Source organism: Picosynechococcus sp. PCC 8807 (assembly GCF_001693295.1).
Classification (GTDB): Bacteria; Cyanobacteriota; Cyanobacteriia; order Cyanobacteriales; family MRBY01; genus MRBY01.
This window is the reverse complement of record NZ_CP016483.1, coordinates 2,977,771-2,993,485: the sequence shown is the minus strand read 5'-3', so window position 1 is coordinate 2,993,485 and position 15,715 is coordinate 2,977,771. Positions and strand designations below refer to the sequence as shown.

The window sequence follows — 15,715 nt, the reverse complement described above, 5'->3', positions numbered from 1 at the left end:
AAATATTCTGTGAATCACAAAACAGTGTTTAGAAAATTGGCTTATTAAAAATCAATAAATAACATCGATTTTACCTCATTAATTTAGTTAAATCAGCCCAAAAATTGATAATTAGATCTTAATCTTGTTGGGGCATGGATTAATTTCAGCGTATTTTCTATGGCTTCTTGATTTCTTGCCTACAATGGGGAAAGAGTTACAGATTTTTGAAACAGCTATGAGTTCTGCGAGCACAACTGTCTACAGCGATCGCCAAATCACGGCTTGGTTACGGGGACTACTGACCATTGCCTGGGCCGATGGTCATTTTGATGCCGAAGAGCAAGAGCTTATTACGCGACTGACCCAGGACGAACTCGCCCCCCACAGTAGCCTAGGGGACTTAGAACCGATTGCGGGTCAAGAGTTGGCGGCTGACCTCGGAGAAGATCTCAATACCCGCGAAAATTTTCTCCGGACAGCGGTAATGATGGCGATCGCCGATGGGGTCTATTCTATTGTTGAAGCCGATCAAATCAAAGCCTTTGGGAAAGCCCTTGGGGTAGATCTCAGCGCCCTCCATAACCTTGAAAAAACCCTCTACGACCCCGAAACTGTCACCACCGAAACCCCCCAACCAGAAATTCACCTTGATGCCCTTAAACCAATCCGCAACTGGCTCGATGGCATGGACATCGACGATCCCCGCGTGGCCCGCTTCATCTGTAAAATGGTGCCACCCCAATGCCCCTTTGAGCGGGATATCAAGCTATTTGGCAAAAAAATTGTCCATATTCCGCCAATGTGCAAACTCAACCCCCTCTATGAACAATTGGTCGGCCTCCGCTTCCGTTCCTTATCTTATTTAGCCGATGACTGTGACGAAGACATTTCCGAATTTATTTGACCCGACCGCAAGGGATTCGGGACTCACGAGTTGTAAAGTTATGTAAAAACACAGTTTCATAGAAGATATTCTCAACTCGTTAGGAAAGCATTTTGACGCATTACAGCAACGTTCTTGACCCGATTCCCTCTACACCACCACAACCTAATCCCCGTCCCCACAACTATTCTCGACTGACTCGCCTCAGCTATGCCACTGGCCCAGTTTGGATTATCCTTTGTCATCTCGGCATGGCGATCGCCTTTTTTACAGGTCTCAGTTGGGGAGCTGTTCTTTGGATTATCTTTTGGTACTGGCTGAGAATGCTCGGCACCACTGCCATCTACCACCGTCTCCTGACCCACAAAGCCTACCAAGCTTCCCCCTGGGTGAAATGGATCGGCAGTTTTATTACCGCCTCGGCGGGGCAAATGGGGCCGAGTTGGTGGAAAGCCCACCACAAAGATCACCATCGGTTTAGCGACCATCCCGGTGATCCCCACAGCTCCAAAGAGGGGTTTTGGTGGGCCCATTACCGCTGGCTCATTTCTCCCAATACCTTCCCGAAAAAATTGCCCGCTGACATTGAGCGAGATCCAATCCTGAAACTGATTGATCGCTTCCATTTTGTGCCCCTCATTGCCCTAGGCGCATTGTCCTATGGGGTCGGCGGCCTGGAATATCTGGCCGCATTTTTCATCAGCACCACCCTCCTGTTCCATGGTGTCGCTTTCGTGAATTCCGTTTGTCACAAATGGGGCGATCGCCCTTTCCAAACCACCGATCACAGCCGTAACAATAGTTGGGTTGCTGTCCTTGCCCTTGGGGAAGGTTGGCACAATCTGCACCATGCCTTTGGTTGGTCGGTACGCCACGGAATCACGATTCAAAAAGGTAAGGTGAAATACCTACCGGACTTTACCTACTCTTTTATTTGTCTCCTGGAGCGTATGGGATTAGCCAGTAAGCTAAAACAACCCACCGTTACCGATCTACAAAACGCGGCCAATCCCTAGATTTTCCCCAAAGGGAAATATTTATTCTGGGTTCTGGCAATACCAATCAATGGTCTCCTGTAAACCCTGCCGTAAACCAATCACTGCCTCGAAACCAAATTTCTCTTTGGCTTTCTGGGTATCTAGGCAACGGCGGGGTTGTCCATTGGGTTTATCCGTTTTCCAGATAATCTCTCCGTCAAAGGCCATTAGTTCACAAATTAGCTCGACCAAATCCTTAATAGAAATTTCTGTATTGGTTCCCAGATTGATGGGGGCTGCCTCATTATATTTTTGCGTTGCTAAAACAATGCCCTGGGCCGCATCCGTTGCGTGGAGAAATTCCCGTGTTGGGCTGCCATCCCCCCAAACCTTGAGCTGTTCAACACCATCCCGTTGCGCTTCGTAGACTTTACGGATTAAAGCGGGGATCACGTGGGAGCTTTCCGGTTTGAAGTTATCCCCAGGGCCGTAGAGGTTTACCGGGAGTAGATAAATACCATTAAAGCCGTATTGCAGGCGGTAGGCTTCTAGTTGCACAAGGAGCGCTTTTTTGGCGATGCCGTAGGGGGCATTGGTTTCTTCGGGATAGCCTGCCCAAAGATTTTCTTCTTTGAAAGGTACAGGGGTAAATTTCGGGTAAGCGCAAATCGTCCCGACACAGACAAATTTTTCGACCCCCGCTTCGTAGGCACTGTGAATGAGCTGGGTACCCATCATTAAATTGTCATAAAAAAGTTCAGCGGGTTTCTCGCGGTTGAGGCCAATCCCCCCCACGTGGGCCGCCAGGTGAATGACGATGTCCTGACCTTGGACTGCTTGCTGACAGGCTTCGAGACGACGCAGATCACAACTGGAAGAACGGGGGACGGTAATATTTCCCGGTTGAGCACCGGCTTGGATCAATTGGTGAATTACCTGTTGGCCGAGGAAGCCAGCGCCGCCAGTGACAAGAATTTTTTTCTGGGAAAGATCAATCATGGGTAGGGAAAGAGAAAGGGAAAGGCGTGATTATTCTACGGGGTTTTCTGGGTCGAGGTGGTGGAAAAGTTCCGCGAGAATGGTGTTGGAAAACAGTAATCCTTCTGGATCGCTTAGGGCAAGACGTGGTGGCGTTGTGGGGGAAAGGAAAGCCCAGCCTTTCTGGAAAGCGGGTTTTAGGATTTCTAGAATCTGATCCACACGACTTTGGCCAAATTCTGTGATCAGTTGGGATAAATCCAAACCTTCCGTTAAACGGAGACCCAACATCAAGGTTTCAAGGAGGCGATCGCCTTTTGTTAAAGCTTCCACATTTAAGATGCCGTGATTTTGTTCATATTGTTCAACCCAGGCGTAATATTCGGCGCGGGTGCGGGGCCGAGAAAAGCGCTGATTTCGGGTAAAACTGGCGGCCCCCATGCCAAAACCATAGTAGAGGCGATTTTCCCAATACACGCGATTGTGCTGACATTGGTAGCCGGGTTTGGCGTAGTTAGAAATTTCGTAGTGGTCATAGCCTGCTTTGCGGAGGGTTTCACTGGCGAGGCGATACATGGCAGCGGTATTTTCATCGGAAGGAAGGGGGCGTTCACCGGGTTCGTATTGTTTGCCAAAGGGGGTTTGGGGTTCGATCACTAGGTCATAGCAGGAAATGTGGTGGGGATTAAGGGCGATCGCCTGATCAAGGGAAGCTTGCCAATCGTCGCGGGTTTGATCTGGCAATCCAGAGATCAGATCCAAACTCCAGGGGATCTGCGATCGCTCCAGGTGATCACACGCAGTAAATATATTTATTACCCTGTGCGATCGCCCACAGTTTGCCAGCAAATTATCCTGAAAAGCTTGTACCCCAAGGCTTAGGCGAGAAATACCAATATTTTTGTACCGGATCAATTGTTCTAAAGAAAAAGTGCCTGGGTCGATCTCCAGGGAAATTTCTGCTGACTGGGCAATGCCAAATCGCTGATCAAGGGTTCTTAAAACTTTTTCCAAGAGATCCACTGGAAATAAAGAGGGTGTGCCACCTCCAAAGAACACCGTCTTTAACTCGCCCCCCAGGATCGGTGTTGCGCGGATTTCCCGACAGAGCCACTCCCCGTATTCCTCCATCTGGGTGCGAATCCCCGCAGTTTGTTTTTCCCCCGTCACCGTAATCGGAAAATCACAGTAGAAACAACGGCGTAAACAGAAGGGGAGATGGAGGTAGGCACTGGTAACCACGGTAGAACAGTCTCAATGGGGAATAGGAAGCATTTAGCTGGAAAATTGGCGCAGAAATCAACAAATTTTGTTAATTCCCAGAGGCGCGAAGGAATGGAAGGCCCACCGATATAATGAGGGCATTATTCTCCATTATCCTAAACCCCAAATTACCCCTAAAACTGGGACTTATAGCCGGGTAAGACCTATGTTCGATATTTTCCTTGTTCTGATCTTTGTGGTGGCGATCGCCCTTGTGGGATTTGATGTCATTGATTTACTTCCTGCCTCTGTGCGCGACCAAGCCTCCAACATTGACGCCCTCCGGTGGGTGGGGGCCGGTTTTGCCTCACTCCTGGGCCTTTCCATCGGTCTCCTCGCCCAGAGCACCTATCGTCGTTTTGAACAACAATTTCGGCGCACTCCCATCGAAATTATCGTCACCCGGGCCGTCGGTTTGGTAATTGGGCTCTTGGTCGCAAACTTGATGCTCGCCCCCATTTTTTTGTTGCCGATTCCTTCGGAGTTTGGTTTTCTCAAGCCCACTTTTGCCATTCTCGGTAGTATTACCTTTGCCTACCTTGGCGTAAGCCTCGCCGATGTTCACGGGCGCACTTTTCTGCGGCTGATCAACCCCAATAGTTTAGATACCCTCCTCGTTGCCGAAGGCACCCTTCGTCCTTCTCCTACAAAGATTATCGACACAAGCTGTATCATTGACGGTCGCCTAGAAGAACTTCTCAAAACAGGGTTTATCGAAGGACAAATCCTCATTCCAATTTTTGTCCTCAACGAATTACAGCAACTTGCCGATGCCAGCAACGACCAGAAACGCGCCAAAGGTCGTCGCGGTTTAGATATTCTCCAGAGTATGCAAAATCGTTTTCCCAAACGGGTTTCTGTAAACCCCGCAGACTACGATGATATTAGTACCGTCGATGCCAAGTTAGTCCACTTGGCCCAGGAGATTAATGGTGTTTTATTAACCAATGATTACAATCTCCAAAAAGTTGCGAATCTCCAAAAAGTCGAGATTTTAAATATCAATGACCTTGCCCAAGCGATTCGCCCCATCTATCTTCCTGGAGATAATTTAGATGTAAAAATTCTTAAACAAGGAAAAGAAGAAAAACAAGGGGTTGGTTATTTAGAAGATGGCACTATGGTTGTTGTCGAGGAAGGAAAACAATTTATGGGTTCCGATGTTGCTGTAACCGTTACTTCATCTTTACAAACCTCTGCAGGACGGATGATTTTCGCGAAATTAAGCTCTTCCCTGGCTCTTTAATTAACTAGTTAATTTTCTTATGACTTAGTGCATGGAGGTCAGATATATGAGGTTTAAATTCATTGCTTTTAGTACCCTGGTCAGCCTTGGCTTGGGGTTAGGCAGTTGCCAAAATCAGTCTAATCCTTCTGCCCCTGAACCCGACGGAACAACACCTACCGATCCGACAGAAGAACCAATTCCTGTTCCCGCTGAACCATTGCCCCTAGTTAATTCTCAAGGGACCGATACGAAGGAAGTAGAAGCAGTAGATCAGAATTATTCCTCCCCTGATATTAGCCAAGCAATCATTCCGGAGCTTATGGAAAACCGGGAAGATTTGGGGCTTTGCCAAGAGTTTAGATTTGAATCGGAGCTCACAGAAGCGGCCTCTAATGTTTACCGCGTGGGTGAAGATGAGTATCTTGTGCACCTTGTTTGTGGCTCGACGGCCTATCAACTGCTCCAGAATTATTTTTTATACCGAAGAGACGAAGATCAATTCGATCTGACGCCACTACCGATTACTTATTTCTACCAAGATACGGATCAACAATTGATTAAAGAAACAGAAGTAACCAGAGCTGGGTATTCAGAATATGATCCGAGTAGCCAAACCATTAGTATTTTTACGAAAGGCAGAGGTTTAGGGGATTGTGGTAGCTTGGGTTTTTATCAATTTACAGGTACAGATCTCAGCTTAAATCGGTTTCTCCTTAAAGATGAATGTGATGGTAACTATATTGAACCCATTAACTATCCTCAAGTTTATCCCTAGAAAAATTATGAAGTGTTTTGCGTTGATTTGTTTAGCTCTGTGAAGTCCTAATTACTTGGCTAAAATATTACCAAAATAGGACACAATGGGTAGATATATGGTTCTATTTTTGAGTCCATTACCCATGGAACAGAAAAATCTGAAAGCTTACCTTGATTTGGTACAAAAACTCTTAAACTGCCGCCGGGGTGAAGAGTGGATTGTCCTGCGGCAAAACGAGCAGTTGGTGGATGCCCAATTTATTGAAGTGATGGAACAGGTGGCTAACTACCTTGCGGCGGAAGGTGAACTGAATGGGGCTCGCTATCTCCACAACTGGGCGGGCAAATTACATCATATTCTCACCCAACCGAATCCGGTCGCGCCCCAGCCAGATGCCACTACCCAAGCCTATGCCCAATTGATCGAAGCGCTTTTAAATTGTCGTCGGGGAGAAGAGCAGCAGATTTTAGCAGCGAATCAAAAATTGATCACCCCGGATTTGGTGAAGTTTATGCAGGAGGTAGCCCGGCAGTTTGAAGACCAAGGTAAATCCCAAACGGCAGCTTACCTCCAGGATTTGGCCACTGCGGTTAATCGTACCTGGATTCAAACCCACGATTTTCAGCCGAACTTACAAAAGGCAAATCAATTAGCCCCAGATCCTTGGGATGATTCGCCATCAGCGACTTCCCCTGAACCTATGCCAACTGTTTCGTCATCTCAGCCTGGGACAATAGCAGGGCCAGAAGTTCTAGAAAAAGCAGATCCTCTACCAACGGATGCACCGACGGTGACAACAATTGCTCTAGAGGAGGTCGTGCAAAATTTAAGTGATCAGCTAGGGGACATGAGAACGGAAATGGCGGCGATCGCCCAGAAGCTTGCCAGAGTAGAAGCGGCTCTTTCGGAATCCCGTCAAGCGTCTAATCCCCTCGCTTATCTCAGCGTTTTAGAACAGGCCGCCACAGCAGGTTGGATGATTTCAACGGATGAAGTGGCCCAATTGATTGGCGTTCAACCCAGTCCCAAAAAAGGGAAAAATAGCTTTGAGCGGGGCAATTGGCGGTTTGTCAAAGCGGGTAAGATTGGTGCCCAAACCGGTTGGCACGTGGAAAAAATTCACTAAAGTCGGCTAAATTCAACGGTGCCATCTACTCCTTGCCAACGCAAAAGGTTGATCGGTTTGCCCGTCGTCCAAGTCGCCATCCCCAGGGCTTTTCGGGGGGCGATAGTCCCTAAGGCGATCGCCTTTTCTAAATCACAAATACCCCACCGGACAAGGTTTTTGACCCCGGCAAACAGCGGTAACGTCGTGCCGGATAACGTGCCATTGTCCAAGCGAGCCGTGCCGTGGGTGACGGTAATTTGGCGATCGTCCCAGGGATATACCCCATCCGGGAGACCGATGGGGGCGAGGGCATCACTAACTAAAAAAGGTTGTTTGGCGGCCCGCAAAAAAATCTCCAACATCGTGGGATTGACGTGCTGGCCATCGGCGATCAGGCCGCAGTAAACGTCAGGATTCACCATTGCTGCTCCCAATAAACCCGCCTCCCGGTGATGCAAACTGGGCATCGCGTTAAAGGCATGGGTGATCATCGTTGCGCCATGGGCAAAGGCTTGATTGGCTTCTGTTTCTGTGGCGAGGGAGTGACCTAAACTAACAACAATCCCCAAAGAGCGCAGATATTCCACACATTTATGGCTGGGATCGAGTTCCGGGGCAAGGGTGATGATTTTGATCATTGGGGCAAATTCGCCGATTACCTGTTGCAGATTCTTCAGGGTCAACGGCTGTAAATGTTGGGCTGGGTGGGCACCTCGTTTTTCGTAATTGAGAAATGGCCCTTCTAAATGTATTCCCAAGATTTTTGCTGTATTGGGTTGCGGGTTTCTCCAAAGTTCAGCAAAGACAGCCAGCGATCGCCGGATGTTTTCTAGAGAAGTGGTGACGATGGTCGGACAAAATGCGTCAATGCCCTGGCCCCAAAGATAATCACAAATTTCTTGAAGTTTCGGCAGATCCGTCTGGGTCACTTCCGGAAACGCTAAACCCAAACCACCGTTAATCTGTAAATCTACTCCCCCTAGGGACAATAAATCTCCGGCAATATCCAAGACATTTTCCTGAAATTCTAGTGGAATTTCGGTTTCCATTGGCTCCAGATGCGTTAAACAACGATTTGCATCGAATCGCAACCAAAATTGACCTTCTAAACCAACAAGACGCGCCCTGATCAGGGTTTGTGCAGAGTTCTCCCTTTGTTTATGATGGTTAGTCGGCATGACATACATGAGCTAAAAACCTATGAGTGTAATTAATCCCCTGGTTGGCATCATTATGGGGAGCGATTCTGATCTTCCCACGATGGAAGCGGCGATCGCCATCTGTAGACAATTTAATATTCCCCACGAGGTTGGTATTGTGTCTGCCCATCGTACCCCGGAGCGCATGGTGGAATATGCCCAAACAGCCCATGAACGGGGTTTAAAGGTGATTATTGCTGGGGCAGGTGGGGCCGCGCATTTACCAGGGATGGTTGCTGCTCTGACGCCTTTGCCGGTGATTGGGGTGCCCGTCAAAACCAGTACCCTCAGCGGTGTGGATTCTCTCTATTCAATTGTGCAAATGCCGCGCGGTATTCCGGTGGCGACAGTGGCGATCGGAAATGCGACCAATGCCGGTTTGTTGGCGGTGCAAATGTTGGGGGCGTTCGATCCAGCGCTTTTACAACAAGTGCAAGCCTATCGTCAAAGTCTCAAGGAGATGGTACTCGATAAACAAACTCAATTAACGGCGATTGGTTATGAGGATTACCTCAAGCAAATGTAGTGTTTTGCAAAATGGGGGAAGTTGCTACAGGAAATTAGTAGATGGACGATACTGCTTTTCGAGAAACGTTTGTTGATTCTTTGGTTACCTATTCTGTGGAAATTGCCGGGAAGATTTACGTTGTGGAAAATATCCCGGCTAGGGTCTGCCAGGAGACGGGCGAGAAATTATTTGCGCCGGAGACGGTGGATCGGTTGCAGGAAATTATCTGGGGTCAACAACCGCCCCTCAAAGTTGTCGAAACGCCTGTGTATTCTTTTTCTTGAAACTTGTTGGTTAGGACGACAAAATATTCAGGATTATTTTAACGAGAATGGCGATCGCCGCTGCGGCAATACTGCCGAGAAGTGTGATTCTGACGTTGGTGGTGTGCTTTTTAATTTCGATTTCGGCCTTTTTTTCCGCCTGACGGGTCATGTATTTTTCTAACTCAAAGGCGAGGGTCGAACCCACTGCAATAATCACCGCTGCATCATCGGCTAACCCTGCAAAGGGAATCACATCCGGCACCGCATCGAGGGGCGAAACTAAATACAACAATGCGGCGATCGCCATGGTTTTTGACCGCCAGGCCACATTCGGATCCTTAATCAGTTGGGCGAGGCCTTGCACCTTTTGCCAAATATCTTTGATTGGCCCCCGGCGCATCTCCCCTAAATGAGCTTTGATTTTTTCAATATCCGCTGGCGTTACCCCCTGGGCAAACCGCTGGAATACCTGGGCAATGCGAGTTTTATCCTGTTCCCGTAAATTGGCTTTAACCTGTTCTTCGAGGTCGTCGTGGAGAGTTATGACCGCTGGCTGGGCCGGGCGAAATCTCTCAATGACCCGTTGCCAAGGCTTGGGGGATGTTTTCTGGGAGGGCGCCTCGATGGGTTCTGCGGCCACATCAATAATTTCTGGGGTTTCTGCTTCCGGCGATCGCCACCATTGTTGCCAAGAGGTTTTCAGATTGTCCAGAAACTTCACCACGACCGCAATTACCCAAGCTCTAGTTTTTACTGTAGCGAATCTAGGTCTCTTTGTAGGCGGCACCGAGGTAGAGTTCTCCGACCTTCGGGTTCGTTAGCAAATCTTGCCCTGTGCCCTCAAAGCGATCGCAGCCACTTTCTAAAACATAGCCCCGGTCAGCAAATTCCAACGCCTTTTTTGCATTTTGTTCCACGAGCATAATCGCTTTACCCAGTTGATTGACCGCTTTGATTTGTTCAAAAACACTAGCCACCAGAATTGGTGAAAGAGCTGCCGACGGTTCATCAAGGACGAGAAGATCCGGGTCTAACATCAAAGCCCGACCCATGGCTAACATTTGCCTTTCACCCCCAGAGAGAGTACCCGCCCGTTGTTTGCGCCGTTGTTTCAGCACGGGGAACATCGTATAAATTTGTTCCTTGAGATTTTCGAGGGAGCCAGACCGCACAAAGGCCCCCATTTCTAAATTTTCTTCGATACTCAAGTTGGCAAAGACGTTTTGAATCTGGGGGACATAGCACATACCCCGTTGCACAATTTGGTTGGGACGCAGGCCAGTAATGGGCTTTCCTTTGAACGTAATGTTGCCTTGGTTGGGGGTCAGGAGGCCAAAAATCGTTTTAGCGAGGGTCGATTTTCCTGCGCCATTGGGGCCAATGACCACTACTAATTCTCCGGGAGCGATCCGAAAGTTAATGCCCTGGAGAATGTTTAGATCTTTGATATATCCTGCATAGACGTCATTGACGACCAAGAGATTTTCCGCAGTTGCCATAGATTTTGGGTAAAGATTGCCGATTTTCTCCCTAGCATAAAAGCAAATTGCCCCCCGGTTCACTACTGGGAGGCGAAATTTTGGATAGAGTGAGTGACGAAAAAAGATTATTCGGTGAGTTCGTCGTCTTGGCCGAGGAGTTGATTGATCAAGCTGGAAATAAAGGTCAGCACCAGGGAACCAATCACCGCCGGGAAAAAGCCATTGACTTCTAAGCCCGGTGTCAGGTAGCCGACTAACCCCAAGGCGATCGCATTGACCACAAGCAGAAACAGGCCGAGGGTCAAAATGGTCAGGGGCAGGGTAAAGAGGATCAAAATTGGTTTAACGATGGCATTCACAAACCCAAGGGCGATCGCCCCGATCAAGGCTGTGGTCAGGCCATTAATTTCTAAACCGGGGACAATCGTGGCCGTGAGAAAGAGGGAGCCAGCCGTCGCTAACCAGGTCAACAAAAACTGAGGCATAGTGAGTGCGGGGATGATATTTTGCTCCCATTCTATCGGGACTTTTTGACCATTAGGGCGTGACGGCGCAAACCTTAAACCTAAGCTTGTTTCCAGAAGTGAATAATTTCCCGCACATGGTTCAGCACTTGGCTATCTTCACTGAGTTGGGCGATCGCCGTTGTCGCTTCCCGGGCAAGTTGTCGGTGAGCTGCTTCATTGGTGGCTTCTAGTTGTTCGAGGGCGGCCCGCATTTTCGCTAAATCGCGTCGAAGGCTATGCCATTCTTCCTGGTGGGTTTGGCTATTTTTTTCGGTTGTTTCTTGTAGGTTTTGAACCCCAGCCTCTAGGGTCACAACCCGGTGACGCAATTCCACCATATCTTCCCGGGGATATTGAATTTGTTGGCGAATCGACATAAGACGTTGGGCAATAAACTGGTAAGCCCGCACCGCTGGCCGCAATGCTGTGAGCAATAACATTGCCCCGCCTGTGACATACCCCACCGGACTAATGCCCCAGGCCGCCAGACCATATAATCCCAAAGCCGAAAGCAGATGGAGGGCGATCGCCAACAGCAAACCAAACCGAGCAATTTTTGCCACATAGGCTAACTGTTGAGCATCAACGGGGATATTTTTCTGGCGAGAAATCACCGCCTCGGCCTTTGTCTCCTCCGCCTCGAAATAAATATTCCACGGAATCGTTACCACCGCCAACAGCCACCAAAAACTGGCAATGCCCACCAGCCAATCGACTAAACTCCCCGCCGGAATCTGAAGCCACTGCAAAATGAAAAAGACCACCAGTGCCAAAAATCCTGACCCAAATCCAAAACTCACAAAACTGTAACTAACCATCAGATTTTTTTCTCCTGCCCCAAGGGCGATCGCCTTTATTACCACCATTGTGGCGACCCAATCCCAGAAATTTTCTTGCCCTGTGCCACTTTTTGAACCGTCCAAAAAAAATCCTCCCTTGAGGGAGGTGGCCGATAGGCCGGAGGGTGCCATTCTCCCCTTGAGGGGAGCTAGAGGGGTGTTTCTTGAGGGGTGTTCTGCCTACAAAGGCCGATACACCCGATAATCAATATTCGGGAAAATGTTGTCCATCTTCTCAATCTTTTCGAGCCAACCCGCATCAATCTTGCCGACTTTTACATCCTCATAGATTTTTTCCAGGCGTAACACATGACTCTTAGTACGTCGTTCCGCGTAGGGCACCATGGTACCTGTGCGCATAATAAACGCCCAATCCGATGACTGTGCCAACAGCAACTCCCTCGCAGCTTGGTTCAAGGCCCGTTCTTCTAGTTCATCGGCTGGTTCCCGCGTCGAAAGCTCGATCATGCGTTCCGCAGCCTTATGGAGATAGGGATAAATCCAAGCATTCGTCTGGTTGAGCCAATATTCATGGAATCCCTTGTATCCCCAACTCGATTGGGACGGCACAGCCACCTGTTGCGTCGGCTCCATTTTTAGATAATCTGCCAAGTGGGTCATCTGGTAGGTATTTTGGTCGTACCAAGACTTGCGGAAAAAGTAATCCAAGAACCAGGGGCCTTCGTACCACCAGTGGCCAAACAATTCCGCATCATAGGGAGACACCACAATCGGGTGACGCCCCATCATCTTATTCAGACGCCCAATTTGTTGCTCCCGGTTGTACATGAAGTTGCCCGCATGTTCTGCCGCTTTTTCCCTCGCCCAGTAGGGATCATAAAGGCCTTTTTCGGATAAACCACCATCACGACTGGTGATCTTGTGGTACTTGATCCCCGTATTTTTCCGCTGGCCGTTGGGCATAATGTAGGGCTTGATATATTCGTAGTCTGCTTCCCAACCGAGATCTTTATAAAACTCCCGGTAACAGACATCGCCCGGATAACCCACTTTCGATGACCAAACTTGCTGGGAAGACTCATGGTCTCGGCCAAAGGCAGCCACCCCTGTTTCGGTGAAAATCGGCGCATAGTTACCATAGCGGGGACGGGGGCGTGCATAGAGAATGCCGTGGCCATCGGTGAGAAAGTACCGCAGTCCCGCATCGGCGAGCATCCGCTCCAAACCTTCATAATAAGCACATTCAGGCAACCAAATGCCCTTGGGAGGACGCCCAAAATTCTCTTCGTAGCTTTCACAGGCCACCTGCAATTGTGCCCAAACTGCCTGGGGGTACATTTTCATCAGGGGGAGGTAGCCATGGGTGGCACCACAGGTGATGATTTCGAGGTTGTTACTGTCCTGGAACTGCTTAAAGGCCGTCACGAGATCCCGGTCATAGCGTTCCCAGGTGTCGAGGATGGCGCTAAATTCTTTGTGGTAATACTCCGCTAAATATTTAATGTGACCGTTGTATTTGTTATGAACAATTTCCTTTTCGACCAGCTCCATTAACAGCTTCATGTGGGCGTCGTAGCGGTCTTGGAGGAGAGGATCCCGGAGCATCGCCACCAAAGGTGGGGTCATGCTCATCGTAATTTTAAAGTCGATCCCATCTTGCTTTAGCCCTTCAAATACATGAAGCAAAGGGATATAGGTTTCGGTAATTGCTTCAAATAACCACTCTTCTTCAAGGACAAAATCACTTTCGGGGTGACGGACAAAGGGGAGGTGGGCATGGAGAACGAGGGCAACGTAGCCTAAAGCCATAGTGGTATTCCTTCCTTAAAAAGAGTCGCTTGCTGAACGATTTTGAGGCGTCGGTGTCAATTTCCATTAGATTCTAAAACGATTTGGTCAATGCACCGCATCTAACTCAAGTTTGAGGCTCTGGGAACATGGGGTAATTGGTCCTCTACGGATTACAATGGGTTTTGGAGTAAGCTCACCATAAACTGTTCTTTTCCCCTAGATTGTGCATGGTAGACAGATTGTGGATCACTTACTTTCTTGGGGCGAATTTGTCTTGTTTGAACTGCCTGTGTCTGCTGAAGATCAATCTCAACTTTCACCTGTTACGGCCGATATACAACTGCGATTGTTGTTGTTTACGGATGAGCGTTTGGCCCATCGGAGTGAGATCAAGCGGGTGCAAGATTATCTTGAGCGTTTGCGGCAAGAAACGGATTTTTCTTTGGAAATTATCAATATCAAAGATCAACCCCAATTGGTGGAATTGTATCGTTTGGTGGCGACGCCTTCTCTGGTCAAGGTTTTTCCGGAGCCGTTGCAGGTCTTTGCAGGTAGCAATATTTTGCCGGATCTAGAACGGTGGTGGGGTCAGTGGTTGGATACGGTGGCGACACTCAGAAAACAGCTTGGCGATCGCCAATTGGCTGAGGTTGAACGATGCGATCGCCGCTTGGCCGCGTCTCAGACAGAGCATTCTAAGGAAGTAATGCGCCTGTCCGACGAAATCTTCCAATTGCAACGGGAAAAAGAAGCTCTCCTCAAGCAGATAGAATTTAAAGATCAGATTTTGGCGATGCTGGCCCATGATTTGCGCAGTCCTCTCACCGGAACGTCCATCGCCATCGAAACCTTAGAAATCCTCTCAAAACGTCCGGAAACGGAAAAAACAGTTGGATTGCGGGGGCAGCTTTATCAGCAGGCGAAAAACCAACTCCAGATCATGAACCGGATGATCACAGAGCTGCTCCAAGAGTCACGGCAACTGCTGACCAAATTAGATGTTAAGCCCCAGCCGATGGCCCTGAGTCCCCTATGCCAACAAATCACAGAGCAAATTCAGGAGCGGTTTCAACGTAAATCGATTCAATTGGTCTTGGATATCCCCCGGGATCTGCCAGAGGTTTATGGAGACCGGGAATTGATCCGGCAGGTCATTGTCAATTTGCTAGACAACGCCATCAAATATAGTCCTGAAGGGGGGCTTGTGCGGCTTGTGGGTCTCCATCGCACCCTCCAACAGGTACAGGTGAGTGTGATTGATACGGGCCATGGTATCCCAGAGGAGGAACAGGAAAAAATTTTCGAGGGGCATTTTCGTCTTAAGCGAGATGCCACCCAAGAGGGCTACGGTCTGGGCTTAGCTGTCTGTCGACAAATTATCCAAGCCCATCAAGGTCGCATCTGGGTCGATAGTACCCCAGGCCAGGGCAGTGAGTTTCACTTTACGCTTCCGGTGTCAGGCGATCGCCAAGCTTAATGATTTCTGTGCAGTATTGATCGAGTTGGGTCAGGCGGGCTTGGATCTGCTGTTGTTTTTGGCTTTGGGTGTTGGAGCTACGACTACCCTGGAGAAAGATTAAATCGGTATTGAGGAGCCGCAACCCCCGATACAATTCCGTGTGGAGCGATCGCCAAGCACTATAGATTTTTTCGGGCAGCCGTTCTCCGGTGAGGGGGGCCAACTGGGTTTCCCAAAAGCTGAGGAACCCTTGGCCCTGACGGACTAAAGCCCCCGATTCCTGTTGGAGGGGCGTTAAATCTGTGGCCAGGGTTTGCAAATCGATTTTTAATTGTTGATAGGCAGAAAAATTCATCGGGTAGATAGTGCAAATTTAGAGAACAAACAAGCCATCAAAACTGTATCAAAATTAATCTTTCCAAAAATATTTTGTGCAAATCTAAACTTTTAAGTAAGAATTAAGATACTTAAAGCAAATTTAATCTCTGTTTTAAGCTTTTTGTTCAAGTCTCCAGCTTCATCCTTTTGG

Annotated in this window: 17 protein-coding genes; 8 read left to right on the top strand and 9 right to left on the bottom strand. The window is 48.6% G+C overall.

Going from position 1 to position 15,715, the window contains the following annotated elements:
• The first annotated feature begins 217 nt into the window (after positions 1-217).
• Both AWQ24_RS14360 and AWQ24_RS14355 read left to right on the top strand, forming a co-directional pair.
• A complete protein-coding gene (locus AWQ24_RS14360) occupies positions 218-886 on the top strand; it encodes a Mo-dependent nitrogenase C-terminal domain-containing protein (protein ID WP_065717210.1) in 669 nt (222 codons plus the stop codon).
• Between the two features lie 92 nt (positions 887-978).
• A complete protein-coding gene (locus AWQ24_RS14355) occupies positions 979-1,881 on the top strand; it encodes an acyl-CoA desaturase (RefSeq protein WP_065717209.1) in 903 nt (300 codons plus the stop codon).
• A gap of 21 nt (positions 1,882-1,902) precedes the next feature.
• On the opposite strand, the gene AWQ24_RS14350 is transcribed toward AWQ24_RS14355, so the two are convergent.
• Both AWQ24_RS14350 and hemW read right to left on the bottom strand, forming a co-directional pair.
• On the bottom strand, positions 1,903-2,841 hold the full coding sequence (locus AWQ24_RS14350; RefSeq protein WP_065717208.1) for a GDP-L-fucose synthase: 939 nt from the start codon (positions 2,839-2,841) through the stop codon (positions 1,903-1,905).
• 30 nt (positions 2,842-2,871) lie between these two features.
• Entirely contained in the window at positions 2,872-4,062 is a 1,191-nt protein-coding gene (gene hemW, locus AWQ24_RS14345; protein WP_065717207.1) for a radical SAM family heme chaperone HemW, read from the bottom strand.
• A 187-nt stretch (positions 4,063-4,249) separates the two neighbouring features.
• On the opposite strand from hemW, the gene AWQ24_RS14340 reads away from it, so the two are divergent.
• From AWQ24_RS14340 to AWQ24_RS14330, 3 genes are all read left to right on the top strand, one after another.
• On the top strand, positions 4,250-5,329 hold the full coding sequence (locus AWQ24_RS14340; protein WP_065717206.1) for a PIN/TRAM domain-containing protein: 1,080 nt from the start codon (positions 4,250-4,252) through the stop codon (positions 5,327-5,329).
• Positions 5,330-5,375: 46 nt separating this feature from the next.
• Positions 5,376-6,086, top strand: coding sequence for a DUF1176 domain-containing protein (locus AWQ24_RS14335; RefSeq protein ID WP_065717205.1), 711 nt, complete (start codon positions 5,376-5,378; stop codon positions 6,084-6,086).
• Between the two features lie 124 nt (positions 6,087-6,210).
• A complete protein-coding gene (locus AWQ24_RS14330) occupies positions 6,211-7,194 on the top strand; it encodes a hypothetical protein (RefSeq protein WP_065717204.1) in 984 nt (327 codons plus the stop codon).
• Here AWQ24_RS14330 and nagA read toward each other — a convergent pair.
• On the bottom strand, positions 7,191-8,354 hold the full coding sequence (gene nagA, locus AWQ24_RS14325; protein WP_065717407.1) for an N-acetylglucosamine-6-phosphate deacetylase: 1,164 nt from the start codon (positions 8,352-8,354) through the stop codon (positions 7,191-7,193). The genes AWQ24_RS14330 and nagA overlap by 4 nt on opposite strands.
• Positions 8,355-8,376: 22 nt before the next feature.
• Between nagA and purE the strand changes: the two genes are divergently transcribed.
• Both purE and AWQ24_RS14315 read left to right on the top strand, forming a co-directional pair.
• Positions 8,377-8,901: a 5-(carboxyamino)imidazole ribonucleotide mutase gene (gene purE, locus AWQ24_RS14320; RefSeq protein WP_065717203.1), complete on the top strand. Its 525-nt coding sequence runs from the start codon at positions 8,377-8,379 to the stop codon at positions 8,899-8,901.
• Between the two features lie 41 nt (positions 8,902-8,942).
• Positions 8,943-9,167 (top strand): YgiT-type zinc finger protein, encoded by a 225-nt coding sequence (locus tag AWQ24_RS14315; protein WP_065717202.1) that lies wholly within the window; start codon positions 8,943-8,945, stop codon positions 9,165-9,167.
• A 10-nt stretch (positions 9,168-9,177) separates the two neighbouring features.
• Here the strand turns inward: AWQ24_RS14315 and AWQ24_RS14310 are convergent, their stop codons facing one another.
• The 5 genes from AWQ24_RS14310 to AWQ24_RS14290 form a co-directional block, all read right to left on the bottom strand.
• Positions 9,178-9,873, bottom strand: a complete 696-nt coding sequence (locus AWQ24_RS14310; RefSeq protein WP_232318833.1) for a YkvA family protein — start codon at positions 9,871-9,873, stop codon at positions 9,178-9,180.
• 40 nt (positions 9,874-9,913) lie between these two features.
• On the bottom strand, positions 9,914-10,648 hold the full coding sequence (locus AWQ24_RS14305; RefSeq protein WP_062436324.1) for an ABC transporter ATP-binding protein: 735 nt from the start codon (positions 10,646-10,648) through the stop codon (positions 9,914-9,916).
• A gap of 107 nt (positions 10,649-10,755) precedes the next feature.
• Entirely contained in the window at positions 10,756-11,115 is a 360-nt protein-coding gene (locus AWQ24_RS14300; protein WP_012308408.1) for a phage holin family protein, read from the bottom strand.
• Positions 11,116-11,195: 80 nt separating this feature from the next.
• Entirely contained in the window at positions 11,196-11,954 is a 759-nt protein-coding gene (locus tag AWQ24_RS14295; protein ID WP_030007683.1) for a hypothetical protein, read from the bottom strand.
• Between the two features lie 201 nt (positions 11,955-12,155).
• Entirely contained in the window at positions 12,156-13,745 is a 1,590-nt protein-coding gene (locus AWQ24_RS14290) for a glycoside hydrolase family 57 protein (protein WP_065717201.1), read from the bottom strand.
• Between the two features lie 271 nt (positions 13,746-14,016).
• Between AWQ24_RS14290 and AWQ24_RS14285 the strand changes: the two genes are divergently transcribed.
• Positions 14,017-15,204, top strand: coding sequence for a histidine kinase (locus tag AWQ24_RS14285; protein WP_012308405.1), 1,188 nt, complete (start codon positions 14,017-14,019; stop codon positions 15,202-15,204).
• Here AWQ24_RS14285 and patD read toward each other — a convergent pair.
• A complete protein-coding gene (gene patD / locus AWQ24_RS14280; RefSeq protein ID WP_065717200.1) occupies positions 15,170-15,541 on the bottom strand; it encodes a heterocyst frequency control protein PatD in 372 nt (123 codons plus the stop codon). The genes AWQ24_RS14285 and patD overlap by 35 nt on opposite strands.
• Between the last annotated feature and the right edge of the window lie 174 nt (positions 15,542-15,715).

Bases quoted from the DNA above. Each gene is read 5' to 3' on its own strand.
- AWQ24_RS14360 (WP_065717210.1), top strand. From the start codon at position 218: ATGAGTTCTGCGAGCACAACTGTCTACAGCGATCGCCAAATCACGGCT.
- AWQ24_RS14350 (WP_065717208.1), bottom strand. From the start codon at position 2,841: ATGATTGATCTTTCCCAGAAAAAAATTCTTGTCACTGGCGGCGCTGGC.
- AWQ24_RS14340 (WP_065717206.1), top strand. From the start codon at position 4,250: ATGTTCGATATTTTCCTTGTTCTGATCTTTGTGGTGGCGATCGCCCTT.
- AWQ24_RS14335 (WP_065717205.1), top strand. From the start codon at position 5,376: ATGAGGTTTAAATTCATTGCTTTTAGTACCCTGGTCAGCCTTGGCTTG.
- AWQ24_RS14330 (WP_065717204.1), top strand. From the start codon at position 6,211: ATGGAACAGAAAAATCTGAAAGCTTACCTTGATTTGGTACAAAAACTC.
- nagA (WP_065717407.1), bottom strand. From the start codon at position 8,354: ATGCCGACTAACCATCATAAACAAAGGGAGAACTCTGCACAAACCCTG.
- purE (WP_065717203.1), top strand. From the start codon at position 8,377: ATGAGTGTAATTAATCCCCTGGTTGGCATCATTATGGGGAGCGATTCT.
- AWQ24_RS14315 (WP_065717202.1), top strand. From the start codon at position 8,943: ATGGACGATACTGCTTTTCGAGAAACGTTTGTTGATTCTTTGGTTACC.
- AWQ24_RS14305 (WP_062436324.1), bottom strand. From the start codon at position 10,648: ATGGCAACTGCGGAAAATCTCTTGGTCGTCAATGACGTCTATGCAGGA.
- AWQ24_RS14300 (WP_012308408.1), bottom strand. From the start codon at position 11,115: ATGCCTCAGTTTTTGTTGACCTGGTTAGCGACGGCTGGCTCCCTCTTT.
- AWQ24_RS14295 (WP_030007683.1), bottom strand. From the start codon at position 11,954: ATGGTTAGTTACAGTTTTGTGAGTTTTGGATTTGGGTCAGGATTTTTG.
- AWQ24_RS14290 (WP_065717201.1), bottom strand. From the start codon at position 13,745: ATGGCTTTAGGCTACGTTGCCCTCGTTCTCCATGCCCACCTCCCCTTT.
- patD (WP_065717200.1), bottom strand. From the start codon at position 15,541: ATGAATTTTTCTGCCTATCAACAATTAAAAATCGATTTGCAAACCCTG.